The organism is Ilyobacter polytropus DSM 2926 (assembly GCF_000165505.1).
GTDB lineage: Bacteria > Fusobacteriota > Fusobacteriia > Fusobacteriales > Fusobacteriaceae > Ilyobacter > Ilyobacter polytropus.
On sequence record NC_014632.1, the window covers coordinates 984,476 to 1,009,781 of the forward strand.

Annotated in this window: 29 protein-coding genes; 16 read left to right on the forward strand and 13 right to left on the reverse strand. The window is 31.8% G+C overall.

Annotated features, from left to right (window positions below; all coding sequences use genetic code 11):
- Positions 1 to 131: 131 nt before the first annotated feature.
- Positions 132 to 1,160 (forward strand): OmpA family protein, encoded by a 1,029-nt coding sequence (locus ILYOP_RS04505; protein WP_013387340.1) that lies wholly within the window; start codon positions 132 to 134, stop codon positions 1,158 to 1,160.
- Between the two features lie 61 nt (positions 1,161 to 1,221).
- On the opposite strand, the gene ILYOP_RS04510 is transcribed toward ILYOP_RS04505, so the two are convergent.
- Positions 1,222 to 1,653 (reverse strand): hypothetical protein, encoded by a 432-nt coding sequence (locus tag ILYOP_RS04510; RefSeq protein ID WP_013387341.1) that lies wholly within the window; start codon positions 1,651 to 1,653, stop codon positions 1,222 to 1,224.
- Between the two features lie 195 nt (positions 1,654 to 1,848).
- On the opposite strand from ILYOP_RS04510, the gene ILYOP_RS04515 reads away from it, so the two are divergent.
- From ILYOP_RS04515 to ILYOP_RS04525, 3 genes are all read left to right on the forward strand, one after another.
- Entirely contained in the window at positions 1,849 to 3,222 is a 1,374-nt protein-coding gene (locus ILYOP_RS04515) for an MATE family efflux transporter (RefSeq protein WP_013387342.1), read from the forward strand.
- Between the two features lie 588 nt (positions 3,223 to 3,810).
- Entirely contained in the window at positions 3,811 to 5,091 is a 1,281-nt protein-coding gene (locus tag ILYOP_RS04520; RefSeq protein WP_013387343.1) for an ammonium transporter, read from the forward strand.
- A 53-nt stretch (positions 5,092 to 5,144) separates the two neighbouring features.
- The gene (locus ILYOP_RS04525) at positions 5,145 to 5,483 is read left to right on the forward strand and encodes a P-II family nitrogen regulator (protein WP_013387344.1); all 339 of its coding nucleotides are present in this window, start codon (positions 5,145 to 5,147) and stop codon (positions 5,481 to 5,483) included.
- A gap of 43 nt (positions 5,484 to 5,526) precedes the next feature.
- On the opposite strand, the gene ILYOP_RS04530 is transcribed toward ILYOP_RS04525, so the two are convergent.
- The 3 genes from ILYOP_RS04530 to ILYOP_RS04535 all read right to left on the reverse strand — a co-directional run bounded on the left by ILYOP_RS04530 (position 5,527) and on the right by ILYOP_RS04535 (position 7,531).
- Positions 5,527 to 6,591 (reverse strand): metallopeptidase TldD-related protein, encoded by a 1,065-nt coding sequence (locus ILYOP_RS04530; RefSeq protein WP_187288112.1) that lies wholly within the window; start codon positions 6,589 to 6,591, stop codon positions 5,527 to 5,529.
- 3 nt (positions 6,592 to 6,594) lie between these two features.
- Positions 6,595 to 6,870 carry a PmbA/TldA family metallopeptidase gene (locus ILYOP_RS15110; protein ID WP_049774851.1) on the reverse strand — a complete coding sequence of 92 codons (276 nt, stop codon included), beginning with the start codon at positions 6,868 to 6,870 and terminating at the stop codon, positions 6,595 to 6,597.
- A gap of 235 nt (positions 6,871 to 7,105) precedes the next feature.
- Positions 7,106 to 7,531: a hypothetical protein gene (locus ILYOP_RS04535; RefSeq protein WP_013387345.1), complete on the reverse strand. Its 426-nt coding sequence runs from the start codon at positions 7,529 to 7,531 to the stop codon at positions 7,106 to 7,108.
- A gap of 135 nt (positions 7,532 to 7,666) precedes the next feature.
- Here ILYOP_RS04535 and ILYOP_RS04540 point away from each other — a divergent pair, with 135 nt between their 5' ends.
- A complete protein-coding gene (locus ILYOP_RS04540) occupies positions 7,667 to 8,074 on the forward strand; it encodes a hypothetical protein (RefSeq protein WP_013387346.1) in 408 nt (135 codons plus the stop codon).
- A gap of 51 nt (positions 8,075 to 8,125) precedes the next feature.
- Here ILYOP_RS04540 and ILYOP_RS16240 read toward each other — a convergent pair whose 3' ends face one another.
- Both ILYOP_RS16240 and ILYOP_RS04545 read right to left on the reverse strand, forming a co-directional pair.
- Positions 8,126 to 8,212, reverse strand: coding sequence for a YfgJ family double zinc ribbon protein (locus tag ILYOP_RS16240; protein ID WP_222838876.1), 87 nt, complete (start codon positions 8,210 to 8,212; stop codon positions 8,126 to 8,128).
- Positions 8,187 to 8,363, reverse strand: coding sequence for a YfgJ family double zinc ribbon protein (locus ILYOP_RS04545; protein ID WP_013387347.1), 177 nt, complete (start codon positions 8,361 to 8,363; stop codon positions 8,187 to 8,189). The genes ILYOP_RS16240 and ILYOP_RS04545 overlap by 26 nt, the downstream gene beginning before the upstream one ends.
- Before the next feature lie 429 nt (positions 8,364 to 8,792).
- Here ILYOP_RS04545 and ILYOP_RS04550 point away from each other — a divergent pair, with 429 nt between their 5' ends.
- On the forward strand, positions 8,793 to 9,854 hold the full coding sequence (locus ILYOP_RS04550) for a threonine aldolase family protein (protein ID WP_013387348.1): 1,062 nt from the start codon (positions 8,793 to 8,795) through the stop codon (positions 9,852 to 9,854).
- 83 nt (positions 9,855 to 9,937) lie between these two features.
- On the opposite strand, the gene ILYOP_RS04555 is transcribed toward ILYOP_RS04550, so the two are convergent.
- Entirely contained in the window at positions 9,938 to 10,414 is a 477-nt protein-coding gene (locus tag ILYOP_RS04555; protein ID WP_013387349.1) for a GyrI-like domain-containing protein, read from the reverse strand.
- Positions 10,415 to 10,584: 170 nt separating this feature from the next.
- Between ILYOP_RS04555 and ILYOP_RS04560 the strand changes: the two genes are divergently transcribed.
- The 3 genes from ILYOP_RS04560 to ILYOP_RS04570 all read left to right on the forward strand — a co-directional run bounded on the left by ILYOP_RS04560 (position 10,585) and on the right by ILYOP_RS04570 (position 12,081).
- Positions 10,585 to 10,800: a hypothetical protein gene (locus ILYOP_RS04560; RefSeq protein ID WP_013387350.1), complete on the forward strand. Its 216-nt coding sequence runs from the start codon at positions 10,585 to 10,587 to the stop codon at positions 10,798 to 10,800.
- Between the two features lie 309 nt (positions 10,801 to 11,109).
- Positions 11,110 to 11,301, forward strand: coding sequence for a hypothetical protein (locus ILYOP_RS04565; RefSeq protein ID WP_013387351.1), 192 nt, complete (start codon positions 11,110 to 11,112; stop codon positions 11,299 to 11,301).
- A gap of 117 nt (positions 11,302 to 11,418) precedes the next feature.
- Complete coding sequence (locus ILYOP_RS04570; RefSeq protein WP_013387352.1) at positions 11,419 to 12,081, forward strand: class I SAM-dependent methyltransferase; 663 nt, start codon at positions 11,419 to 11,421, stop codon at positions 12,079 to 12,081.
- Between the two features lie 182 nt (positions 12,082 to 12,263).
- Here the strand turns inward: ILYOP_RS04570 and ILYOP_RS04575 are convergent, their stop codons facing one another.
- From ILYOP_RS04575 to ILYOP_RS04580, 3 genes are all read right to left on the reverse strand, one after another.
- Positions 12,264 to 13,511, reverse strand: coding sequence for a recombinase family protein (locus tag ILYOP_RS04575; protein ID WP_342633607.1), 1,248 nt, complete (start codon positions 13,509 to 13,511; stop codon positions 12,264 to 12,266).
- Entirely contained in the window at positions 13,472 to 13,600 is a 129-nt protein-coding gene (locus tag ILYOP_RS16125) for a recombinase family protein (protein ID WP_148223664.1), read from the reverse strand. The genes ILYOP_RS04575 and ILYOP_RS16125 overlap by 40 nt, the downstream gene beginning before the upstream one ends.
- A gap of 414 nt (positions 13,601 to 14,014) precedes the next feature.
- Positions 14,015 to 14,554, reverse strand: coding sequence for a hypothetical protein (locus ILYOP_RS04580; protein WP_013387354.1), 540 nt, complete (start codon positions 14,552 to 14,554; stop codon positions 14,015 to 14,017).
- 162 nt (positions 14,555 to 14,716) lie between these two features.
- On the opposite strand from ILYOP_RS04580, the gene ILYOP_RS04585 reads away from it, so the two are divergent.
- Together ILYOP_RS04585 and ILYOP_RS04590 are read left to right on the forward strand one after the other, a co-directional pair.
- Positions 14,717 to 15,010 carry a transposase gene (locus ILYOP_RS04585; protein ID WP_083789061.1) on the forward strand — a complete coding sequence of 98 codons (294 nt, stop codon included), beginning with the start codon at positions 14,717 to 14,719 and terminating at the stop codon, positions 15,008 to 15,010.
- 17 nt (positions 15,011 to 15,027) lie between these two features.
- Positions 15,028 to 15,894 carry an IS3 family transposase gene (locus tag ILYOP_RS04590; RefSeq protein WP_245546512.1) on the forward strand — a complete coding sequence of 289 codons (867 nt, stop codon included), beginning with the start codon at positions 15,028 to 15,030 and terminating at the stop codon, positions 15,892 to 15,894.
- 3 nt (positions 15,895 to 15,897) lie between these two features.
- On the opposite strand, the gene ILYOP_RS04595 is transcribed toward ILYOP_RS04590, so the two are convergent.
- The 3 genes from ILYOP_RS04595 to ILYOP_RS04605 form a co-directional block, all read right to left on the reverse strand.
- Positions 15,898 to 16,299 carry a hypothetical protein gene (locus ILYOP_RS04595; protein WP_013387355.1) on the reverse strand — a complete coding sequence of 134 codons (402 nt, stop codon included), beginning with the start codon at positions 16,297 to 16,299 and terminating at the stop codon, positions 15,898 to 15,900.
- 395 nt (positions 16,300 to 16,694) lie between these two features.
- Complete coding sequence (locus tag ILYOP_RS04600; protein WP_013387356.1) at positions 16,695 to 16,922, reverse strand: hypothetical protein; 228 nt, start codon at positions 16,920 to 16,922, stop codon at positions 16,695 to 16,697.
- Positions 16,922 to 17,407: a hypothetical protein gene (locus tag ILYOP_RS04605; RefSeq protein ID WP_013387357.1), complete on the reverse strand. Its 486-nt coding sequence runs from the start codon at positions 17,405 to 17,407 to the stop codon at positions 16,922 to 16,924. Before ILYOP_RS04605 ends, ILYOP_RS04600 begins: the two co-directional genes overlap by 1 nt.
- 244 nt (positions 17,408 to 17,651) lie before the next feature.
- Here ILYOP_RS04605 and ILYOP_RS04610 point away from each other — a divergent pair, with 244 nt between their 5' ends.
- The 5 genes from ILYOP_RS04610 to ILYOP_RS15115 all read left to right on the forward strand — a co-directional run bounded on the left by ILYOP_RS04610 (position 17,652) and on the right by ILYOP_RS15115 (position 25,200).
- On the forward strand, positions 17,652 to 19,415 hold the full coding sequence (locus ILYOP_RS04610) for a DUF2779 domain-containing protein (protein WP_013387358.1): 1,764 nt from the start codon (positions 17,652 to 17,654) through the stop codon (positions 19,413 to 19,415).
- 383 nt (positions 19,416 to 19,798) lie between these two features.
- Entirely contained in the window at positions 19,799 to 20,788 is a 990-nt protein-coding gene (locus ILYOP_RS04615) for a helix-turn-helix domain-containing protein (protein ID WP_013387359.1), read from the forward strand.
- A gap of 76 nt (positions 20,789 to 20,864) precedes the next feature.
- Entirely contained in the window at positions 20,865 to 22,211 is a 1,347-nt protein-coding gene (locus ILYOP_RS15950) for a DEAD/DEAH box helicase family protein (protein ID WP_222838869.1), read from the forward strand.
- A 21-nt stretch (positions 22,212 to 22,232) separates the two neighbouring features.
- Positions 22,233 to 23,633 (forward strand): type I restriction-modification enzyme R subunit C-terminal domain-containing protein, encoded by a 1,401-nt coding sequence (locus ILYOP_RS15955; RefSeq protein ID WP_342633608.1) that lies wholly within the window; start codon positions 22,233 to 22,235, stop codon positions 23,631 to 23,633.
- Positions 23,634 to 23,697: 64 nt separating this feature from the next.
- A complete protein-coding gene (locus ILYOP_RS15115; RefSeq protein WP_013387360.1) occupies positions 23,698 to 25,200 on the forward strand; it encodes a restriction endonuclease subunit S in 1,503 nt (500 codons plus the stop codon).
- The last annotated feature ends 106 nt before the right edge of the window (positions 25,201 to 25,306 follow it).

Consider the following 25,306-nt stretch of genomic DNA (forward strand, 5'->3'; position numbering starts at 1 on the left):
TAAAAATGGTATTTACAGAAAAATAAAATAAAATAAATATTTTTAGAAATTTGAAGGATTGAGTTGAAAAAATTAGTATATATATAGTGATTCGAATAGGTATGATTTTTTTAACATAAGGAGGAGAGAAAATGAGAAAGAAAATATTAATAGGAGCATTTATAGCTGTTGCGGCTATGGCAAGTGCAGCTGAGTTAGAATTAAAATTGGGTGCTGATTTATACAGAGACTTGACAGAGGATGCCGCAGGACATAACCCTGTTAAAATATACCCTGGAGGATCAGCAGGATTGGAATTATTGGTTAATGAAGATTCACCTTTTAGATTTGGTATAGGTGCTGAAGCTAAGAGTTCTGTAGAAGGAAGTGGCGGATATGATGGACACTATGCCTTCCCTGTATACGGTGTAGGAAAGTATGATGTTGCCGATACATGGTATCTACTAGGTAGAGCTGGTTATGCCTTTGCCAAAGAAGGGGATGCCGACGATGTGATTGATGCTAATGGTGGTCTATATGGAGCTGTAGGTGTAGGTAAGGAGTTTATGGATGAAAGGTTCAACCTTGAGTTCATGTATGAACTTATGGATTATGACTATGATACAAATACATCTGCTTCTAACGAGGACGGATTATACCATGTGGCTTCCCTTAAATTCGGTATTAAATTCGGAGGACCTTCACCTGCTGTAGCTGCTCCTGCACCTATGGTGGTAGAGAAGCCAGAGCCAGTTATGGTTGTAGAGCCCGAACCTGAGCCGATGCCAGTAGTTGAAAAACCAGCTCCGGCTCCTGAACCTGTTATAATGGTTCCTGAAGAGGGATTAAAATTAAGAGAGCTATTCTCAGTAAATAGCTATGAAGTAACAGGAGCAGGACTTGCAGAAATAGATGAAATTTCTCAAGTTTTAGAAGGACACAAAGGAACTCTAACTATAGAGGGAAATACAGACTCAACAGGAGCTGCAAAGTATAACATGATGCTATCAGAAAAAAGAGCAGAAGCTGTAGCAAATGTGTTTAAGGCAAGACTTGAAGGCGAAGAGATAGAAATAGTTTCAAAAGGATTTGGAGAGGAAAACCCATTGGTTCCTAACACAACTCCAGAAGCAAAAGCCCAAAACAGAAGAGTAGAGGTATTCTGGGCTCCAGCAGAATAACAAATAAAAAAAACGGCTGCGAAAGCAGCCTTTTTTATTTGTTATTCATTATATTATTTCTTTAGTTTCTATTTTTATATCTTTCATTTCTTTCATATTTTTTAGCCTGTACATGAGGAACCCTGTTTCGAGATTTATGATAGTTATTGATAACTACAACTTTTTGAGGTTCTCTAGATCTGTTTTTATATTTCTTACTATATCTAGGTTTTTCATATCTGTGGACAACTTTTTTTACATACCTAGGTCTTTTGTATATGTGTACCTCTTTTTCGATGTATCTAGGCTGTTTATATATATGCACTTCTTTTTCAATATACCTAGACCTCCTAGGTTCACGATATCTGTGGTGATATCCGTCATTGACGCTGAGTGAAACAGAAACATCTGCCTTTCCCCTATGCCCGTCTCCAAAGTTTAAAGACAAACTTCCACTATCTGCAAAGGTTAGAGTGGAAATAAATACGAATCCTATCATCAGTAATTTTTTCATTTTTATTCCTCCTTATTATCTTATAATTTTCTATAACTAAGTCTACTCATTGACTGTGACGGCAATGTGACAATAAAAAGAAAGATAAAACAGCTTAAAGGAAGGATAGATTAAAGTAAAGGAATATGAAATAAAAATTGGTATTTACTTTGAAAGAGCTAGTTTTGTAGCTGATTATGAAATGTGGTGATATATATGGAAAGACTTGAAAAATATAAAAAAGTACTAAAACTAGCTCTGCCTGCAGTGGGTGAGATGCTTTTATACATGCTTATATGGACGGTGGATACTCTGATGGTAGGGAAATATGGGGGGAGAGTAGCAGTCAGTGCAGTAGGACTCTCAGGACAGATATTGTATACAGTTTCTGCTATATTTTCTGCGATGGGTATAGGGGTTGCTCTCACATCACTTGTTTCTAGGAAGATCGGAGAAGAAAATGGTGAAGAGGCCAACATCTATGGTAGTATAGGATTTTTTATGGGAGTAGCCATATCATTAGTTTTAGGTGTTTTGTTTTTTACCCTTCCACAGGAATTTTTGAAGTTTGCAAATGCCAGAGGAGAGGTTTTACTGTTAGGTAGTATTTATTTAAAAATAAGTTCTTTTGCTCTTTTGATGACAATCTGGAGAGGACTCTTAAACGGAATTATAAGAGGGGCACAAAATACAAAGATCCCTCTATACACAACCGCAGTAATGACAGTAGTTAATTTAGGACTGGATTACCTCCTTATATTTGGTAAAATGGGGTTCCCTGAAATGGGAGTAAAAGGAGCAGCTATAGCAACTGTAGCTGCTAATTTAGTTGGGTTTTTATACACCATGTTTTATCTTCAGAAATATTCTTGCATTAGCCTGGGTCTATGTATGGGAATAAAGAGCAGCCATCTCTTATATTTAAAAGACAAGTGGTGGGAAATAATGAAAATTGCTTTGCCTGCATCATTTCAAGAGGGAGCCATTAGTATCTCAAGACTTGCTGCCGTATTTATAATAATGATCTTAGGAGAAACAGCATTTTCGGCCAATCAAATCGCTCTTACAGTAGAATCTATTTCTTTTATGCCTGGTTGGGGGTTTGCCGTGGCAGCAACTTCACTTGCAGGTCTAAAAATAGGTGAAAAAAATTATGAAGAAGCAGAAGATATGATAGGAATCTGCCTTCAAATGGGAATTGTAGTAATGGGAGTTATCGCCTTTTCATTTGTACTTTTTCCAGAATTTCTCATATCTCTTTTTATAAAAATTGAGGAAAAAGAAGTTATATCATTAGGTGCCACTTGCCTTATGATAGCGTCTTTAGAGCAAATTCCACTTGCCTATTCTATGATTGTCAGTGGAGCACTGCGTGGTATGGGAGATACCAAGACACCTTTTTATATATCAGTATTTTCACACTGGTTTATAAGACTACCTCTGATCTACTATTTGATTTATCTAAAAAGATACCCTGTATACTACGTGTGGATTGTGCAAATATTTCACTGGATTATAGACGGAGGACTTTTGTATATATTTTATAAAAAGAAAATAAATGCCCTATTAAAGTACAAAGTTAAAAATTGAAATAGAAGCTGCAAAAGTGAGAAATCAAAAAATATAAAATTATTTTCAGATTTTACTCTAATTTTAAGTTTGTTATTTTATACTATCTGTACTCAAAAAAAAGTATATGAAGCAATATTGAAAATATGTTCATTATTGTGAAAAATACTTTTTTTTTATACAAAAAATTAATAGAAAAGTATAAATTAATTAAAAAAAAGGATTTCAAAAATAGAAATTATGTTTAAAAAAATATTTTTTGTTCTTTTTAAGAACTGATTTGAATCAAAAAAATACTATATGATATTAAAATTTTAATTAGTAAATTTAATTTTATGATTTCTTAATTATAAAGATATTTATATGATTACATAATGTAATTTTATAAAAAAAATATTGACCTTTGGATAAATATAATATATATTGTATGAATATAATTCGACAAAAGAATAATTTGTATCAATAAAAGTGCGGTGCTGTTCTATAAATGATCTCTTCACTTTTTTATTTTGAATAAAATACAGTAAAATTAATAAAAATTTAAAAAAATAACATAATAATCAAAAAAATCTTTAGTTTTAAAATTTTCAATAGGAGGGTTTGTTACATATGAAAAAAATGTCGTTTTTAGGAAAGCTAGGGGTTATTTCTTTGATATGTCCTACTTTATTATTTGCATCTTCAGATATTCAGACAAATCTTAACATAGTTTGGCTTGGAATAGCCGGTGCTATGGTAATGTTTATGCAGGTTGGTTTTATAGCGCTAGAATCAGGGTTTACCAGAGGTAAAAATGCAGTTAATGTTGCTTCAAAAGGTATACTGGATTTTGCAGTGGGAGCTATATTGTATTTTTCAATCGGTTATGCATTTATGTTTGGAGAAGGTGGATTTATAGGAACCACTAATTTTTTTCTGACAGATTATATCAGCTCGGGAGATAGCTGGGGAATCATGGTTTGGTTCTTTCAGGTAATGTTTGCAGGAGCGGCGGCTACAATAGTATCAGGTGCAGTTGCAGAAAGAGTAAAACTTTCAGGTTATGTAGTAGCATGTGCTTTAATCGCAGGTTTCATTTACCCTATATTTGGGCACTGGGCATGGAGTGGCGAAGGATGGCTTGCTGCTATGAATTTTCATGATTTTGCAGGATCGACAGTAATACACTCACTAGGAGGTTGGCTTGCCTTAGCAGGGGCAATAGTTGTGGGACCTAGATTTGGAAAATTCGGAAAAGATGGAAAAGTTAATGCCATACCTGGTCACAACATTCCGTTAGCTACTTTAGGAACTTTTATACTATGGTTCGGCTGGTATGGTTTTAACGGTGGTTCGACTCTTTTAGGTGACGGTTCTATAGCAATAGTTCTTTTGAATACAACACTTGGAGGAGCTGCAGGAGCACTTTCTGCAATGATCTATTCGGTATTCAAGCAGAACAAACTAGTTGATCTAGGTATGACTCTAAACGGAGCTTTGGCAGGATTGGTATCAGTAACGGCTGGGGCAGATGTATTACATCCTGGGTTTTCGATACTTATAGGACTTGTAGCAGGGATACTTGTATCAGTTTCGGTTCCTTTCTTTGATAAAATAGGTGTTGATGATCCTGTAGGTGCAGTTTCAGTGCATGGGGTAAATGGTGCATGGGGAACTATTGCCGTAGGGCTTTTCACAGCAGAGTATAGTTTAGGGACACAGCTTATAGGTTCAGTTACTGTATTTGTTTATGCTTTTGGAATTGGAATGATTATGTTTAAACTAATAGATAAAATGATGGGAATAAGAGTAACTGCAAACGAAGAGTTGATGGGGCTTGATCTTGCAGAGCACGGATATTCAGCATATCCAGAATTTCCTTCACATTCTGAGGTTTCCCTATTTAAATAATAAGTATTTTAGGGTAGAATTTAAATGAGGATAATATTCTAGGAGGTGTTTTTATGAAAATGTTGTCAGCAATAATTAGACCTGAGGGTCTGAATCTTTTAAAAGAGGCCCTGCATGAAGAGGGAATAAACGGTATGACAATAAGTGAAGTAAGAGGATTCGGTAGACAACTTGGTAAAAAGGAGATTTTCAGAGGTGTTGAATACCTTGTGGAATTCATCCCAAAACTAAGAATAGAAATATTACTTAAAGATGATGATGTGGAAAAAACAGTAGATATTCTACTAAAAAATCTAAAAACAGGAGAAATAGGAGATGGAAAAATATTTATATATCCTGTAGAAGATGTTATAAGAATAAGTTCTTCTGAAAGAGGAGAAAAAGCAATATAAATAAAAAAAATTGGCAGTTTAATTAAACTGCCAATTTTTTTTATTAGTCTGCAGAAATATTTAAGTTACTTATAAGAACAGAGGGAGCACCTACAGGAGAAAGTCCAAAATTCAGGTCATCTCCTAATAAGTTTATTTCTTTTAAAAGTTCGAAAAAGTTCCCTGAGACGGTTATCTGTTTTAAAGAACTTGATATTTCCCCCTCAGAAATAACAAAGCCTTCAGATGCCAGGGAAAAGTCCCCTGAGATAGAATTGAGACCTGAGTGAAGTCCGCTTAGAGAGGTAATTAACACACCATTATCTATTGACTCTAAAAGTTCATTAAAGGTAGTTTCTCCCTCTTTCATATAAAAGTTACTAGGAGATATTCCCAGTGTTCCCTTGTAACCACCTTTTGAAGCATTTCCAGTAGATTTTACCCCATCTTTTTTTGCAGTTTTGAGATTGTAGAGATAACTAGTAAGAATACCATTTTTTACTATCTCTTTATATTTAGTGGGAACCCCCTCAGCATCAAAAGAAGAAGAAGCCATACCATTTTTCATATGTGGATTGTCAATAAGAGTTACTTTGCTACTGGCTATGCTGGCTCCTAACTTTTCTTTGAGTTTGGAGACACCTTTTTGCACATTATCAGATGAAAAAATTCCTGTGAAGGCCCCTAACATACTTGCAAAGGCCTTATTTTTTATAATAACTTTATATTGTTTTGATTCTATAGATACAGGATTTAATTTAGAGACTGCATCTTCTACTGCATCTTTTGCAACAGTATCAGCATCAAATAATGAAAAGTCATTTGAAACCTTAAAACCAGACCCGGATTTTGTAATCCCATTATCTTCTGCAACAACTGATACATAAACATAGGCTGAATTTCCTTTTTCTGATAAATTAAGTCCTTTGGAATTCTTAATTATTCTAGTGGAAGAACCATTTCCAAACACACAATAGTTTACTCTCTTTATTTTGCTATCGAGTTCCTTTGTGATTTTTTCAGTATTCATAAGTAAAGAGATCTTATCCCCTATACTGACTGTCTCTAAGTCTGGGTTATAAAGCTCTAATTCTTTATATTCTTCCTCGCCTTTATAAATCTCCTCAATATCCTAATTTTCGATAATTGCAGCATTTTCAAGGGCTTCATTTATAAGAAAATCGATCTCTTTTTCAGAAATTGATTCTGTATAAGAATATCCCATTTTTCCCTTTTCAATCAATCTAAAAGATATCCCCTGGGAGTTAGAATCCGAATATGAGTCCACTTCCTGGTTAAACACCTTTATAGAAGAACTTTTTGAAGATGTATAATATATCTCAAAATTTTCGATACAACGTTCTTCTGCTTTTTTAAAAAGAATATCAATAAAATTATTTATTTCCATTATTTTTTCCTCCAAATCACATATTTGTTATATGAACCATTGATATTTCCATATAGTTTAATATACTTTACATATTTTATAATATTAATTCGTTATAAATGCAAATAAAAAATGGATTTGTCAGAATTTAAATAATAATTTATAAACTTTTATGATTAAAAGTAAAAGAGACAGATAAGCCTGTTTATAGCTTATCTGCCTTGGTGTGTTTTTGATTAATATTCAAAATACTCCTTTATCTTTTAGTGTTTTCATGATTTATTTTCATGATTTCGGTTCTGACCTTGGCTTCTAATAAAGCTATCTCATTATTTAGATTTTCTACTTTCTTCCAATCGGGACCTTCTTTTAATAATTCTCTTTCTAACTGGATCTGCTTTTTATTTATCTCTAGACCATAGTTACTGTATACCTTAAAGCTCTCTTCCTTGATTTTTAAGTATTCTTTCCCCTCTTCAGGTGTAAGTTGCTGAAATCTATGCATTGGCATATATTCATCTCTGTAAGGGCTCTCATAGCTATAACCCATCATATGGCTTCCCTGCACCATTCTATATCCATCTCCCCTGTTGACAACTCTTTTCATACCAAAATTCATGAATACAATAAAAAGTATGAATATCAAGAATAAAGCACCTAAAAATGATAAAAGTTTTCTCATGAGTCTCCTCCTTTTATAAAGAACATCTATTTATATTATTCTTTAGCTGTTGTAATAATCCTATTTAATTATTTTAAAAAAAGGATAGAAAATACATAGGAGTATACTTTTCTGTACACTATAGGGGGTGTTATTATGAAAAATATGATTTCTTTATTAATTCCAAAATTTATTTCTATTTCCACATCCTCTAAAGTAAAGGACATTTATGATATAGATAAATTAAAATCAAAATTTGGTAAATTAAATGTTTTTGTAAATGAACTCCAAATTGAAATATGGTCGGATAATACTTGGGCGATACTTCAAGACGGTGTTGAAAAACCGTTCGAAGGTAGATTTTTGGATTTAATAGATGAATCTTTGAGAAAAGAAGGAATATCAAAACTTGGAATTAAAAAAAGAGGTCATGTGTACTACGATCCTGCCAGGGAGAAATATACAGTTATAAATTGTTCCAGCCGTTTAGTTTTCATAGGTACAGGAAAAAATATAGATGATATATCCAAGTTATTTAGAATAGTAAGCAAATCCAGAAACTGATAAAATATTTATCAATCATAAAGAAAGCCAGACTATTATGTCTGGCTTTCTTTATGATTGCTCTTTTAGAAAAAATTCAATGGTTTTTTTAGATTTTAGCTCATTACAGTTGTTACAAAAAAAATTGTGTTGAACCACATGCTGAAAGTATTTCTACTTCATTTCCACACTTATCACATAAAGCAGCTTTGGTAAAAAATTTATTACACTTTTCACAGTGGTACTTTCCTGTGGAACTATTCTTAGTTACTTCATTTTTGCAAATTGGGCAGAATTTTAGTTTATCCATATGATCGTCTCCTTATTATAATTTTTTATAGTCTTTAAAAATTATAAAGTTCTTTTATATAGATTTCAAGTTCTTATTTTCAGATATTATATTTCAAATTCAAAAAATAAAGTTATAAAGTTTGGACTACCTCTGATGCCACTTATGATTCCCCGAATTCCAGATCTATGTGAAATTTCTATTCCTGTGTAACAATTATTCCATTTTTCATCTTAAAATATATTCCCTGTATTAATAGAGGTTATCCTATAAATAAAATTGCGTTTAAAGAACGAAATATAACCGTGGTACATATTTTAACATCTTTTATATTTATAAATAAAATGTTGATAAAACTTGTAAATATATGTACAATTCTTATTGATAGTGCTTATATTAGGTTTGAAAATATAGATACTATTAACTGAAATATTTTAAAGGGGGAAATTCATGTCAGAGTCTATAGAAGGTAAATTAATATACAGTTTTAAAAATGACTACAGTGAGGGAGCTCACTCTAATATTTTGAATGCAATGATGAATGCAAACATGGATCAGCATGACGGCTATGGGGAAGACTCATACTCAAAAGAAGCTGTGGAGATTCTAAAGGAAAAGATCAACAATCAAAATGTTGATATACATTTTGTTGTCGGAGGTACTCAGGCCAACTTAGTGGTGATATCATCTATATTGAGGCCCTATGAATCTGTCATTGCTGCAGAAAGCGGACATATAAGCACACATGAGACGGGAGCTATAGAGGCCACCGGACATAAAATAAATACCGTCGAAACATCTGACGGGAAATTAACTCCTGAAAAAATAAAGAAAATTCTGGATGAACATAACAGTGAGCATATGGTTAAACCTTCTATGGTTTTTATATCAAATTCTACAGAACTGGGAACTGTCTATAAAAAGAATGAATTAGAAAAAATTTCGTTATTTTGCAGAGAGAATAATCTTATTCTCTATTTGGACGGGGCTAGACTTGGAACTGCATTGTCATCTGATAAAAATGATATGACTATAGAGGACATTTCAAAGCTTGTGGATGTTTTTTATATAGGAGGAACAAAAAACGGAGCACTTTTAGGAGAAGCAATAGTTATTTCCAACGAAAGATTAAAAAAGAATTTCAGATATAATATAAAACAAAAAGGTGCACTTTTGGCAAAGGGAAGAATACTGGGAATACAATTTAAAGAATTGTTTAAGGAAAATCTTTTTTTTTCCCTTGGGAAACATGCTAATTTTATGTCACTAAGACTTGGAGAAAAAATTGAGAAGCTCGGTTATGATTTCCTTTATGAAACAGAATCTAATCAAATATTTCCTATATTTCCAAACGAAATAATAGAAAAACTTAATAAAAAATATGGATTTTATTTATGGGAAGAAGTTGATAAAGACACATCTGCTGTGAGACTTGTGACATCATGGGCGACAAAAGAGGATATGATTGATAAGTTTATTGAAGATTTAAAAAGTTATAGTTTATCAAAATAAAATTAAGTTTTTATGAAAAAATAATGCAATAGGGAAAAAGAGATATAGGCAGAAAGCTCTATATCTCTTTTTTAGGTAAATTCTTACTTAATTGGGATTAGAAGATAGAAAATAGATTCTGGATCATCTATACCCCTATAGGATTCGTCATATAATTCAAAAGAATTTATCCCCCTATCCATATCGTAAAGAAGCTTTCCTGAAGTCATAGAAAAGGAAAAAACATCTGTATAGAATTTCTCCATTACCTCAGAACTCATAACACCTTTAGACTTAAATTTGGCATACTTCCCTGCAGGAATTACAGTTTTGGTATATTCCATATTTTTTATAAGAGGTGTACCTACTTCAACACAGGCTATATAATCAAATTCCTGTGTATCCATCTGATAATTTTTAGATACTCCAAAGGAGTATTTTAATTTTTTGTAATCTATAGAGTCCATGAGAATTTCCCACATATTGCTAAAAATATTACTTCCCATTTTATCTTTTTTTGTTATGTGATTCTCAATTCCAAAACAATTTCTCGTCTCAAATTCTATAATTTCAAATTTCATTTTTCCCTCCTTTTATTGATATTCTCATTTATAGTTTAACTTTAAAATTTTATTTCTTCAACTATCTTTAACTGGTATATCTGAAAACAAAATTTAAATATTTTTTAATCTTGATAAGGTATCTTACTTTGTAGTATGTTTTTGTATTTTGTATAGTAAGGAGGTGTATCATGTCATTAGAAAAACTTACAGGTACTCAAACACTTGGAGGACATTTCAGGTGGGAAACTACCTATGAAGAAAAAGATTGGAAAATTCAACATCACAAAACTACAAAGGCTGGTTTAAAACCCTATCGTCTTTTGGATCCGCACAATCATCTCATGGCTGCAGCGGATACTGAAGAGGAAATAAAAGAATATATGGATCAAATAATGATACATTAATTTTAATAAATTAAATAAGGGTTGAAACCTGTGTTATTATAAGGGTATTTTTATAAACTAATTATTTTTTTACTAATTATGCCATCTGTCCTATTCTTTACCGAATTGATAAGGTATAATTATTTTAAATAAATTAAGTATTATTCTTAATCAAAACTCCCCCCCGTTTTGATTACCCTTAGTGAGAGCCCATTTATATTTGATGTAAGTGGGCTTTTTATATTCTATTAGTTATTGTCTGTTTCTGTATATTTCTTTGAAGGAATATCCTGAAGACCTCCTAATATTTTAATGTAGGAGGTGTTCGGCATGAAAAAAAGAATATACGAACTGCAGGAGCAGTTGGGTAGAATTATGGTTTTTTATGAGGAGTCTGAGCAGGTAGAAGGGAAATTGGCTGAAAGTATGGTGACGGGTATAGAGGTGAACAAGGATCTAGATAAAGTAAAAGAAATACTTGATAATATAGAGCTTAAATTAAAAGAAGAGATAGAAAATTAACAAAGCCGGAAGATTAAACTTCCGGCTTTGTTATACTATTTAAGATTCTCCTACTACACTTTAAAAAATTATTTTAATATCTAAAATTATCACATCAAATGCAGGAGGTAAAAAAGTATGAAAGAGTTTGATCCTATTGCATACAAAAGAATGGTCAAATCTTATCAAGATGATGATGACCCTACAGGCTGGTTTGATAGCATATATACTGACGCAGAGGGGAATTACAGGGATGTTTTCTGGGCTGACCTTACACCAAATCCGTATCTTTTAGAATGGCTTGAAAAGCATGCCAGTGAACCCAGAGGAGGCAACGCAATTGTTATAGGGTGCGGAGTTGGAGATGATGCAGAGGCTATTAGTGCAGCAGGATATGAGGTGACTGCTTTTGATATATCTCCTGAAGCCATACGACTTTGTAAAAATCGCTATCCAAATACTAAGGTTAATTACCTTATAGCCGATCTTTTTGATTACCCATTACAATGGGCTGAAAGTTATGATCTTGTCTATGAATGTAACACAATTCAAGTATTACCGGGAAAATACAGAATAAAAGCACGCGATTCAATGATATCATTACTTGCTCCTGAAGGATATATTCTTGTTTCGTGCAGAAGTCGTATGAAGGGAGAACAAGAAGATGATATTCCACTTCCTCTTGATAAACAAGAGATAGATGGTTTTATAAGGTGTGGTCTGAGTGAAGAAAGCTTTTTAGCATACAACGATACCCAGTTACCATCTGTTCCTCATTTTTTTGCAGTTTATAAAAGGTGAGGAAAGTCACATCAGAAAAAAGAATAGATATATAAGTATAGAGGTCTTAAACAGACCTCTATACTTATATACTTGAAAAAGGGTATAATCTAGTTTTTCTTAATCATATTAATTACTTTCTCCCACCGACTGTAATTTCTTTAATTCTAATAGCAGGTTGTCTATCACTATAGTTTTAGAACTTATACTTTAAAAAAAATTTGAATATCACTATCATTATCTAGATATACAATCTTATTTATGAATAGCTTTAGAATTGTATTTTGCTCCTTTATATCCAGTTCTTCAAACTTTGAAACCTTGTCTATAAGTTTCTTAAAATTTTCTTTTATGGGTGATGAGCTATCAAGATCTTCATTTGTAATATTCTGAATAGACCTCTCTATATCTTGAAGATTCTTTGTATATTTTTCTCTGCTTATAGTTCCATCTAAATATATCTCAGTAAGCCTACCCTTTCTTTCTTGAAGAGTTTTCAATTTATATTTATATTCACTCCTATTTTTAGTAGAACTTTTTAAGAAATCAAGGTTTCTAACATAATTTTTAAACTCTTTGAGAACTAAAGCATCTATCTTCTTCTTATTTACTCCCTTGCTACATTTATGACAAATATAATACTCATTATTGTAGTTATTCTTTTTATAATAAGCACCTCCACAAGAATTATGCTTTACTATACCTGTAAGGAGATATTTAGTTCTTCTTATCTTACGTCTTTGGTCTATACCTCTTTCGTGGATTATAGACTGAACTAAATTAAATAGATCTTCAGAAACTATTGGATCATGCTTTCCTTCAAAAACTTCACCATCAGTTTTCTTTATTCTTTTTCCAGCTCTATTAGTCCCTTCAAATCCAAACTTAATTTTACCTGTATAGGTTATATTTGAAAGGAGTACCCTCATATTATTATAGTGAGTTCCATGTTCTTTAGCCAGCTTCCTTATACTTTCTCCCTTTGCTACCCTCTCATAATAACTCCTAAGCATAGGAGCATCTTTACTTGGATAGAGGATCTTACTTCTCTTATCATATCCAAAGGGAGGAGCACCATGAAGATGATAGCCTTCTGAAGCATAATGCCTCATTCTGTTTTTAACTCTTTTAGAGATCATATTACTTTCATTTTCAGCAAGAGACCCTATAATTCCAATCATCATCCTAGAGGTTGGGTTATTCCCATTAAGAAAATCTTCAGTCATAGATTCAAACTCAATATTATTATAATCTAATTTATGAATTAACTGATGTAGATCTTTTTGATTTCTTGCTAATCTTGATAATTCATAGAAAACAAGAACATCAAAGGAATTATTTTCTATCTCCTCTATCACTTTCTTGAAACCACTTCTTTTCTTTATATCCTTTCCTGATGCTGTATCCTTTTTTATATCATATAGGTAGTGTAACCTTTTTTCTGGATATATTCCCTAGCCTGTGATTCTTGCTTAGCTAGGGAGTCTTTATCTTCTTGCATCTGATCACTTACTCTCAGATAAACTATTGCTTTTTTCATTTAATTCCACCTTTTCATAGTATTTTAAAATTTGTAATGCATTTTTTCTACTAGATTCAGTGGTAGGTTTTATAATAATTACTTTCATTTTATCACATCCTCTTAAATTTTAACAAAACCTAATTTTTCATATTTATTTTTTTAAGATTAAAGTTTATGATATAATGATGGTGAATAATCCACAATTCTTCTTTGGTCGGTAGCAATTGAGGTTTTGTTCTTTTAAATAAAGACAGTTTTCTTTAGTTATTAAGTTTTTAATTAAGGAGACTGTCTTTTGTTTTGTAAATTTTCCTTTAATCATTACTTTCTCCTATTCTACTAAAATCTAACTTTACATCTTCCTATGTACTATGGCTATTTTATTTTTTAATTTTAATAAGTAGGCTATATTTATCAATGTTTTTATTGAAATTAAACACCATTAATTATTCTTAGAAAACCATACAAAACAATCCTGTTTTTAGGTTTTTTTAAAGCTTCTTTTTTTATTTGTTTTTTGAAATCATCAATCCTTTTAAAGTTGTTTATATACTTTGTATTATCTCTTTCTTCCAGCTCTAAAAGATATTTTTTAGCTTTTAAATATGTTTTTTCAGCTGTCTGAGAGTTTGAATAAGAATTTTTTATAGCTTCTCTCAATAGAGAATAATCATAAATAATATCTTTATTAGCTTCAATAAAAGTATTTAGTCTAAATGAGTCTCCTTTTTCCTTTCTCCACTTATTCAATTGGTTACTAAGTGTTAATATACTTTTTTGCTTTGCTTTATTTATATTATTAAATATAATATGGTCAAGGTACTTAAAGGATCTGAATTTCACTTCTTTTAACATATTTTCTTTAAAGTTTTTTCTATTTTTTCTTAACCTAATTGATACCTCTACCCTTGTTCTTTCTTTTAAATCACCAAAGTCTTCTAGAACTTTTTTTAGTTTACCTGAATTTTTCATTTTAAGTGCCTGATCATAGATTGTAACCTTTCCTTTTGAATTAGGATTAGTAATATAAAAAGACTCACTTTTAAGTAACTCACCATTGGTGTTATGATGGTTTAGTAGACAGTTTAGCACTCAAAAATATATAATAAAAAATAAACATATTTAGGAGTGGCTATGATGGAAGAAAAAAGAAGATATGCAAGATTTTCAGAGGAGAAACAGAAGCAAATCGCTGAGCTTTCTTTCCTTAAAATAAAAACAAAGGTAGAGCTATCAAATGAATACGGTATTACCACTAATACTGTTGCTGCCTGGGAAAAGAAATACTTTGGAGGTCCTAAGAAGGACATGGAGTTAAGCGCTCAAGACAAAGAAATTATCAGGTTGAAAAATCTACTTAAGGAAAAAGAAGAGGATATAGAGATCTTAAAAAAGGCTACAGCCATATTCTCAAGGAAAAAAAGATAACTAAGAGGGAACTCTTTATCTTCGTTGAAATACACAGAAATGTTCATTCTATATCTCAGATATGTAGAGCCCTAGAAGTCTCTCGAAGTGGTTTTAATAAGTTTCAGAATAACAAAACTACTGAGAGAAAGAAAAAGGATCAAGGGATTCTAGATAGTATTCTAGAGGTCAGAAAGAACAGACATAAGAGGAGCTATGGAGCCCCTAGACTAAAGGTTGAGCTCAAAGATGAATATGGCATAATAACAAGCGAAAGACGAATAAATAGAATAATGAAAGAAAATGATATATCAGTTAATTCTACCAAGAAGTTTAAAACAGGAAATGAAAAGAGTAAAAGAGAAAATATCACAGGAAATATTGTAAAAAGAAAATTCAAAGTAGGTAGAAAAAATGAGGTCTGGGTTACAGATATCACATATATTTGGACAAGCGAAGGTTGGCTATATTTAAGCACAATTATGGATCTTTTTTCTAGAAGGATTATCGCCTACGATATAGGTAAGCGCATGACTAGTGAGTTAGTAATAGATACTTTAACAAGGTCATTTTTACTGGAGGAACCAGAGGAAGAACTGATAATTCATAGTGATCAAGGATCGCAATATTCGAGTAGGGAGTACTCTAACCTTGTAAAGAAGCTAGGATTAATCCAATCTATGAGTAGACGTGGGAACTGTTATGATAATGCAGTAATAGAATCCTTTCATGCTTCTTTGAAGAAAGAGATGATTTATGTAGAAGGTTTAGTAACTAAAAGGTATATGAAGGCAATGGTATTTGATTACATAGAATTTTATAATAAAGAGAGGAGACACAGTTTCTTAGGAAATGTCTCCCCTGTTGAGTTTGAAAAAATACAGAAAAAATTGGTGTTAGGTTGACTACTATATTGACAGAAGACCACCATAGCCTTTATATTGCCATCCTCCTAATTCTGAACAAAGCTTTATAAAAGCCCAAATTTGTTTCCAACTATTAAAAGACTCTGTGGCAGGTCGGTAATGAGTAAAGGGGTAATCAATCTTTAAAAACAAAACACTTTCGATATTATATCCTAAACGTGTAATTGTATTTTCTAAATTTTCTAAAACTTCATTAACTTCTTTTTCCTTTGTTATTAAAAAAGCATTAGCTAGTGTATAAAAATATCTAGGAAAGCTTAAAACAATAACTCTATTATTTGCCTTTAATCTAATAGCGTTAATGTTTTTAATTTTTCTTAGCTCTTCCCAATCGCAGTCGCTAATTTTTTTATTTGTTGTAATTGTTAAATCAATTGTATCCATTTCCAACTCCTCATAAAATTAATTTTTAGGTTATAAATTTAAAGTTGTTATAAATATCGAATTAAATGACTCTTCATATTAGACCTCCTTGAAATTCTTAATAACTATTGAGGAAAAAATTAGCCTTATTCCTTAATAATTACTCGTAAGCATTATTGCTTATTATAATAAAAAATTCAAACACTAATTTTAGTGGAAATAACTATTTTTTAAAAAAATTTAAAAAAATTTAAAAAAACACAACTAGAGATACTAGAAGCTTTAAAAAACCATAAAATTAAACATTTTTAAGGGATTAAAAAAAATTGAAAGTATTTTTTTATTACTTTTATTCTAAAAATAAAATCTATATTTTTTATGAGAATTTTTTAACAATATTCAGATAAAAAAAAACCTTAAACTAAAGGCTTTCTTTTTTCTAATTCTTCTTCAATTTTTCTAATAGCTTCTTTAGAAGCTTCATAGCTAGTTTTAGCTCTCTTGTAATAGTTCATCATGTGATTGTCTTCCATATCTTTAAAAGTTTTAGGATAAACGCTATTAATTATAATAAAGTTAGTAGAACTTTCACTATCTTTATTAGGTTCTTTTTTTATTTTCTTGATTTTTTCTGATATATCCATTAAACCCTCCTGTTAGCTCCTAATTCTAGCTTTTTAATCATTATTTCAAAGCTTGCTAAGTCTTTATAGGTTAAAATATCATGAGCTACATAATCAATTTGACGAGTTTCTTTCAATATTTTAACAAGTTTTTCTAAAAGTTGAACTTGATAAAATGAATCTTCATTATTAAGTCCTGATTTAATAATCTCTGATATCTTATCTCTTATAGCTCTTAGGGTAGATTTATAAAACTCCTTTACTTCGATTACCTCCTTAGATGTAGAAGCACTATTAAGAGGGGTATTTTCTGTTTTTCCTTCCACAACTTCTGCCACAACTTCACCAGCCATTTTATCTGAAAACTTTTTATCAGCTGGCACCCACTTTTCTTTATTGTTATATAGAGTCCCAGGAGCTATCTCCAATTCATTGCTTATCTCCTTAACTGAGAAGCCTTTACTAGCTAAGATTGTCACCTTATTCCAATCTATAATTTTAGGCATATTATCACCTCTTTAAATTTAGTTTCATTAATAAAAAATCAAGTTAAAACCATTAATTTTATTGACTTTCCTTAATATAAGTTTACCTTAAAAATCAACTATAATGAACTTTTAATTAAATAAATTTAGCCCAAATGAATATGTGTGGTAAATATAAGATTATAAAGGTAGATAGGAGTAATATTTATGAAACCAGATCTTAAAGATACTGACTTATTAACTCATTATTTTAAGGGGGAAGAATATGATTATAAGTAAGACTAAATTTATGAATTTTATGAAATGTGATAAATACTTTGAATATTTTAGAGCTGAAGAAGCCTCAAACCCATATAAGGAAGATAAAAATGAAAAATTTAAGGAGATATTATATAAGTTAGGAGAATCAGTCGATGAAGAAAATGGACTAAATGAGTTGGAAGCTATGATGCCTTATTATAATCAGGTAGAATCTGTAGCATCTGAGATCACAAAAAAGTACTTACCTGGAGAAGTACATGATAGAAGGAATCCCTATGGACAACGACTATTTGAAAAAGAATACGGAGAGAATAAGTATTTTTGCTATACAGATATTGTTGCTGAAACTGAAAATGATCTGAATATTCTAGAAGTTAAAGCCACCTCAAGTAGAAAATTTATGGACATGAAGTATAATAAGATTCCTATTTTTGAAAAAGGTGATGATAATGTAATAAGATTAAGAGAGACATCAAATCCAGACTTATTACAGGATAAAAAATACATGAAACAAAGAGAAAAATTATTGGATTCAGGTGACAAAGTTGGTAAGTACTTTTACGACCTTGCATATCAGTATTTTATTATTAACGGAACACCTGACAAAAGGACGAATTACTATCTCGCTGTGTTGAACCATGAATATGTTTTTGACGGTGAGTATAGTGATGATAGAAATCCTATATATTCCCAAAATGAAGATGGGAATGAATTAATTACTTTTATAGATATATCTCCACTATTGAATGATTATGAAAAAAAGATAGAAGAAGACATAGAGTATTTAGAAGGCTTAATGGAAACAGAGGAGTTTGATAAACCTTATCTAGATGGAAGGTGTAGTGGCTGTGATTATGAAAGTCATTGCTGGAAGGATATTCCAGAGAAGAATTCTATTCTGTCATATATAGGAAGCCATTATGGATTTGAAGATGATAGTGGAACTAAGAGACAACAATATGACCTATTGAATGAAGGGTATATTAACCTTTTGGATATTCCAGATTCTTGGTTAAAAAGAGAAAATAATATAATTCAGAGGAATGTTGTTGAAACAGGTGAAGCTTATACTAACAGAGAAAAAATAAAGGATGCTTTAGAAACCCTTAAATATCCACTTTATCACTTAGATTTTGAAACATTCCCTTGTCCTTTACCCAGGTTTAGAGGAGAGAAGCCATATAGTCAATCGGTATTTCAGTTTTCATTACATATAGAGAAAGAACCAGGGGTTTGTCATAAGGAAAAGGACCACTATGAGTTTTTAGCTGATTCTCATAGTGATATAAGAGAGAATTTTATAAAAACTATGCTAGAGCATATTGACTTAGAAGCAGGTGGTAATGTTATCGTTTATAATCAATCCTTTGAAAAAACAAGGGTGAAGGAACTTGCTGAGATTTTTCCTAAGTACAAAGTGGATCTAGAGAAACTAAATGAAAAGATATTCGATCTGCTGTATATAGTGAAGACTAACAGTAACTTTTATAAGGGTTTAGGTTATAGTGATCCTGAAGCAAAGCTGTTTAATTATTATCATGAGGATTTAGATAGTTCCTTCTCTATAAAGAAGGTGTTGCCAGTGTTTAGTCCATTAAGCTATGAAGGGCTAGCTGTATATGACGGTGTACAAGCTATGCTGACCTATGCTGATGAAAACCTGTTAAAAGCAAAGCAAAAGGAATTAAAGGAGTATTGCAAGCAGGATACCTGGGCTATGGTTGAGATTTTAGAAGAGTTAAGGAAATTAGCAGATCAAAACCTTTAAAATCTTTATAGTATTAAATTTATCTGTAATTTATTTGAATTTTATAGTGAGAATGGGAGCTTATAAAAAAGCTCCTTTTTTAGTCTTTCTGAATAAATAAATTAAATAATATTATAATACTTTTTTTTAAATCTTCAGAAAAAGATAAAAAATAAGAAGACATTCTTAAGAAAAAAAGACATTTATAAGCATAATATAATTTAGAAAATATAAAATATTATTATGTTCATTTGAAATAATTTGTTAAAAATGTCTTTACTATAAGTGTAATGTCTTTCTAATTGTCTTGTTTTTGTGTCTAAGTAAGGTTAATATATGAATATAAGAAATTTAAACGTGATATCAAAAGTCATAAATCAATTTACTAGATGTGGAGGTATATAATGTTGGATAAAGAAAAGGCAGCTCTAATACTAAAAAAAGAAAGGACAAATCAAGGGTTAAAACAGGAATTTGTAATCGAAGATTTAAAAGAAAAACTAGGTGGTAAAGGGATTTCATTAAAAACATTACAGCGAATGGAAAAGGGTTCTCCTGATGTAAGTGAAGAAAAATACATAGAGATGTTGCATTATTACGATATTCCACATACTGAAGAAGGTGTAAAAACACTTTATGAGGATAATGATTTCTATAATTTACTTAAAGAAGAAGGAATTTTAGAAGCAGCTATAGAAATTGATGAAAAATTATCGGTACAGGCTTTAAAATTAATAAGAGAATTATTAAATGACCTACTTATGGAAGCTCAAAATTATGAAGAGCCCTACCTAGGAGAAGTTCAGCAGGTAGAAAAACACATTACACTTATTGACATGAAAATAAGGGCTTCAGAACTGCAGGGAAAATTCCTAGAAAATAATATAATATTATTTTTCAATAAAAGAGATAGCTATAGAATAGTTGAAAGCTATTCCAATAAAGAACCTTTGAAGTTGGAAGGAATTTCAGAGCGTGAACTTTATTTTTTTAAAAAGGATTCTCCTAGAGTAAAGCAGACAAAAACAGGGGTTAATTATATAACAGTTGAAAATTATAATTACAAAAGTTTTTTTAAGGAAAGAGAGAGAATTTCAAAAAAGTATAAGTTTAATAGTGTAGATGACCTACTTATGACGTTTCCAAACTTAAGAATTAAATCTGAGGAGAGCATCACTAAAGAGAAAGGAACGGAAGGTATTAAAAAGAAAGAAATAGAGCAACAAAAGATGAATGTTTTTAAGGAAATTTTTAAGAATTTTTATTATGAGAATGAAAGGCAAAAGCATCACCATGATATCTTTTTCATTGGAGAAGATCCTGATGCTGAAGAAAATAAGTATTCTTGCCCCGAAGATTGGGAGGAAGACTTTTATAGGTGGTATAAAAAATAACAAATATTTATTAAAAGGGTTTTAAATAATAATAAATTTAATGTAGAATGATATTAGAACAGATAGGAGGTATGAAATGATTAATCAGAAACCTGAAGATCAAGCTAGGGATAATATAGATTTAATACTCAGAAGGTCAGGATGGGCTGTACAGGATAAAAAAAGTATAGACTTTAGTGCTGCCCAAGGAGTAGCCATAGCAGAATATCAAACAAGTACCGGACCAGCTGATTATGTTCTTTTTGTTGATGGTGATCCAGTAGGAGTTGTGGAAGCCAAGAGAGAAGAGGAAGCCCATAGATTAACTGAACATGAGGACCAGACTAAACGTTATATCAACAGTAAGCTCAAGTATATAAATAACGACACGCCATTGATTTTTGGGTATGAAAGCACTGGTGTAATAACACACTTTACTGACTATAGAGATCCGCTTCCAAGAGCCAGGGAGGTCTTTACTTTTCACAGGCCAGAAACAATGGCCAGATGGTTCAAGGAGGGAGAAAGTTTAAGAAAAAGTATCTTAAAGATGCCAGAGCTTAATGAAACTGGACTGAGAGATTGTCAGATTAATGCTATTGGAAATTTAGAAAGATCATTTAAAGACAATAAGCCAAAGGCCCTGGTTCAGATGGCAACTGGAAGTGGAAAGACCTTTACTGCGGTAACTTCTATCTGGAGGCTGTTAGAGTCTACCAAGGCGAAGAGAGTATTATTTTTAGTAGATACCAAGAACTTAGGGGAGCAGGCTGAGTCTGAATTTATAACTTATTCTCCAGTTAATGAGAACAGGAAGTTCAGTGAGATATATGGAGTAAAAAGACTGAACTCTCCTCATATCCCAAATGATAATCACGTATATATAAGTACTATCCAGAGGATGTACTCTATACTATCAAATAAGGAATTGGATGAAAGCGAGGAAGAGATCAATCCAAATGAGTGTGGCGAGGATTACAATAAAAAGGAACCTAAGGAAGTAGTTTATAATGAAAAACTTCCTGTGGAATATTTTGATTTTATAATTATAGATGAATGCCATAGATCTATCTATAATGTCTGGAAGCAGGTTTTAGATTATTTCGATGCTTTTTTTGTGGGACTGACTGCTACACCGGATAATAGGACATATGCTTTTTTTAATGAAAATGTAGTAAGTGAGTATGACCATGAGGATGCAATCGCTGATGGAGTTAATGTAGGGTATGACACTTATTTAATAGATACAAAGGTATCATTAGCAGGTGGAAAGTTAAAAGCTGAAGAAAATGTAGAAAAGAGAGAAAAGTTATCCAGAAAAAAAAGATGGACGCAGCTGGATGAAGATTTTGAGTATGACAGAGCAAAACTTGATAAAGAAGTTGTCAATAAAAGTCAGATAAGAAATATTATTAAAGAGTTTAAAAGATCAATAGAAAAATAGATATTTCCGAAGAGAGAGGAGATTCCCAAAACACTTATATTTGCCAGAACAGACAGCCATGCTGAGGATATAATTGAGGTTGTAAGGGAGGAGTTTAATAAAGGGAATGAGTTTTGTAAGAAGATCACCCATAAGGCAAAGGAAGATGCTAAATCACTGCTGAGTTCCTTTAGAAATGATTATAATCCGAGAATAGCAGTAACTGTAGATATGATTGCAACGGGAACAGATGTAAAGCCTCTGGAATGCCTTCTTTTTATGAGGGACGTAAGGTCTCGTAACTACTTTGAGCAGATGATAGGAAGAGGAACAAGGGTAATAGAACACGAGGCTCTTAGGAAGGTAACACCTTCAGCTGTGAGTAAAAATCACTTTATTATAGTGGATGCTGTGGGAGTTACAAAGTCTACTAAGACAGATTCCAGACCTCTAGAAAGAAAGAGAGGGGTATCACTGAAGGAGCTGCTAAACGGGGTTCTTATGGGAGATACCAGCGAAGATACTTATCTGTCCCTTGCCAGCAGGCTATCAAGACTGGAGCAGGACATGACAGATAAGGAGAAGAAGGAATTTTGTAAGCATAGTAAGGATAAGCCTATAAATATAACTATACATGATCTGCTGGATACTCACAATCCAGATAAGATTGAAGAGGAAGCTAGAAGGATCTTTGATACTGATATTAGTCAGGTGCCAGATGAAGATCAACTAAAGGAAGGAAAGAAGAGTCTAGGAAAGAAAGCCAGGATGAACTTCAATGGAAACCTTATTGAATACCTTGTGGGCTTGAAGAAGTCCAAGGAACAGATCATAGATGAGAAAAATCTGGATGAGGTAATCTATTCAGGATGGGATAAGAATAGAAAAGATATCAGTAAAGAGGTTGTAGAGGAGTTTAAAGGATTCATAGAGGAAAACAGAGATGAGATTGCTGCACTGAGATTATATTATGATACTCCCTACAGAAGAAGAGAAGTAACCTTTGATATGATTAAGGAGCTTATGGAGATACTAAAGAAGGCAAAACCAAGGTTAGCCCCGCTAAATGTATGGAGGGCATATGAAGAGATAGAGGGAGCAGCAGGTAAATCTCCAAAGGATGAGTTAGTGGCCCTTGTATCCTTAGTAAGAAGGGTGTGTGGTATAGATGAGATACTCACACCATATGATAGCGTGGTAAATAGAAACTTTAAAAACTGGATATTTGATAAGCACTCTGGAGCTAAGAGTAAGTTTACAGAAAAGCAGATGGAGTGGCTGAGGATGCTAAAGGATCATATAGCTACTTCATTCCATGTGGAGGTTGATGATCTGGAATATACACCGTTTATATCTCAAGGGGGGATAGGGGGGATGTATAATCTCTTTGGTGAAAATATGAATGATATAATAGATGAGTTAAATGAGGTGCTGGCTGCATAGCCAGCCCTTTATTTTTAGGTTTAAATATGCGATAATGAATAATCAAATTAAGAAAGGTAAAAGCATGAATGACAATAAACCAATAGAGTGGATAAAAGTTCCTTTAATTGAATGTGTGGGTATATATGATAGATATAGAAAGCCAATTAGCAAAATAGAAAGAGATAAAAGAGTCAGTGGAAAAAATTGTAATGATCTATTCAAATATTATGGTGCGACAGGTCTAGCAGGATATATAGATGATTATTTATTGGAAGGAGAATATGTTATTTTAGGAGAAGATGGTGCTCCATTTTTAGATTCTCTTAAAAGTAAATCTTATCTTGTTAGCGGAAAATTTTGGGTAAATAATCATGCTCATATTCTTAAATCTTATTTTAATAATAAGTTTTTATTGCACTATCTAAATCAATTTAATTATAAAAATTATGTTTCGGGTACGACTAGACTTAAACTAAACCAAACTTCGATGAAAAAAATTCCAATAATTGTTCCTCCATTAGCTGAACAAGAGGAGGTAGTTTCAAGAATTGAATCTTTATTTTCTGAGCTAGACAATGGTATAGAAAACCTTAAGAGGGCTCAGAAGCAGCTGAAGCTATACAGACAGTCCATATTAAGGGATGCCTTTGAAGGTAAGCTTACAGAGGAGTGGAGAAGGAGTAATCCAGATAAGGTTGAGGATCCTGAAGTTCTTGTGGAGAAGATAAAAGAAGCAAGAGTGGAGTATTATGAGAATCAGCTGGAGGAGTGGAAGGAAAGAGTAGAGGAGTGGAAGAGTAGAGGAGAAGTTGGAAAAAAGCCAAGTAGGCCTAGTAAATTAAAAGAATTTACTTTATCAACTAATAAAATGAAAAATATTCAAGGGTGGACTTGGATGGCCTTTGGGAATACTTTTACAGAATCTCCACAAAATGGAATTTATAAACCTGCTAACTTATATGGAGAAGGAACAAAAATAATTAGGATTGATAATTTTTATGATGGTGTGATTAATAGTAAAAAAACATTTAAAAGTTTAAAATTAACAGAAGAAGAGGTAGAGAAATATAAATTGACAAATAACAACATATTAATTAATAGAGTCAATAGTATTGATTACCTAGGAAAATGTGGATTGTGTCAAAATATAGACGAATCCACAGTTTTTGAAAGTAATATCATGAAAATTACAGTTGATAATAAGAATATTGTATCTAAATTTATTACATTGTATTTAACTAGTAGAATAGGAATAAGTGAGCTAAGAAAAAATGCTAAGCATGCAGTTAACCAGGCAAGTATCAATCAGACAGATGTGTCAAATGTTCTTGCACCTATATGCTCTTTAGATGAGCAGAATGAAGTTATTAAGATTGTTGAAGAAAAGCTTTCTATTTGTGAAAATCTTGAGAGAACTCTTAGGAGTAGTCTGAAGCGATCTGAATTATTAAGGCAAAGTATCCTTAATAAAGCATTTAGTGGGAAACTAACTAAAGAGTGGAGAAAAGAAAACCAAGGATTAATAACAGGAGAAAATTCTGCAGAAAACCTATTGAAAAAAACCAAAGAAGAAAAAGAGGGATAATATGACGGAAACTAATGCACTACTTACCAAGGTTGATAATTTTTGTAATACACTAAGGGACGATGGAATAGGATATGGAGACTACCTGGAATAGCTTACCTATCTG